At 61.3% G+C, this 1,013-nt stretch carries 2 protein-coding genes; both read right to left on the bottom strand.

All coding sequences use genetic code 11. From position 1 onward, the window contains the following. Window positions 1-496, bottom strand: a 496-nt coding sequence (locus CR105_RS27405) for a DUF7686 domain-containing protein (protein WP_099794125.1), incomplete at its 3' end; no start/stop codon positions are given. A 12-nt stretch (window positions 497-508) separates the two neighbouring features. Further along, window positions 509-1,013, bottom strand: a 505-nt coding sequence (locus CR105_RS27400; RefSeq protein ID WP_143752837.1) for a UPF0149 family protein, incomplete at its 5' end; no start/stop codon positions are given.

Here is a 1,013-nt window from a genome sequence, read left to right as displayed (position 1 = left end):
AGAACTCCTGCCCATCGATCGTAACGAGCGGCAAGCGGCCCTCGGCGGCATCGTCCCAGCCGATGCGCCCTCGGACGGTCTCCTCGATGATTGCCAGACCGAGCCTGCCGCGTCTTACGTGCATCACCGCCAGGGCGCGGCGCATCTTTTCCACGAGACGCCCACACAGGGAGAATAAGTCTTCGCGCGGATCGCCGACGATCTGGAATTCGTAGCCGCCCGGCGCGCCGTCGCGAAGCTCGAATGCCTCCAGCGAGACGATGTCGCCGAGCAGATGGGGACGCAGATGAAACTCGTGCATCACTCCGTTGCAATCGGATAGCTTGACTGGTTCAAGACGGACATGCTCGAACTTATCGAGACCAACACGCGTGGCTACCTCGCTGTTGAAACACCGGGAACACAGCACCCGGTAGCCGACATCGATTGACCCGTAGTTGACGGTGTCGTAGCCCGCCGTGACGGCGCCACATCCTTCACAGACGATTTCAGACATGCTGTTCCCTCTTCAGTGCATTGTTGATGGCGCCGTCGGCGTACCTCCACAGCATTTTTTGACTTTTTTACCGCTGCCACAAGGACAAGGATCGTTGCGCCCGATTTTCGGTGTCGCCCGGACGATGGGCATTGCCGGCATGGGCGCGTGGCCGGGCATCGCTCGCCGCGATTTCCAATAGGCTGCGATCTCGACCAACGACGGCACTATGGCATCGATCCATCGGGCAGCATCGCCTTGCTTGTCGGTGATCGCAATGCCGTCTTCGGTCCCCAAACGCATGAATGGCGCGAACCAGGTCGGTTGTCCGACGGCGAGCAGGCTCCACGCGCGCTCGTCGAACTGGAAACCGCAGAGGAAACCATCTGACCATTCGGCGGCGCCGTAGTCTGCGCCGCGCATGAACATGGGCTCGCAACCGGCCGGGTCGGTGTTGAAAGCCTCGACGACCGCGTTGTAATGCCGCATCAGCAGCGAGAGGACGCGGTTCGCATGCGAGTTCTTGTCGAACACGGGC

The sequence above is a fragment of the Massilia eurypsychrophila genome (assembly GCF_002760655.1).
Classification (GTDB): Bacteria; Pseudomonadota; Gammaproteobacteria; order Burkholderiales; family Burkholderiaceae_D; genus JAFCUW01.
This window is presented reverse-complemented; position numbering and strand designations above follow the sequence as displayed.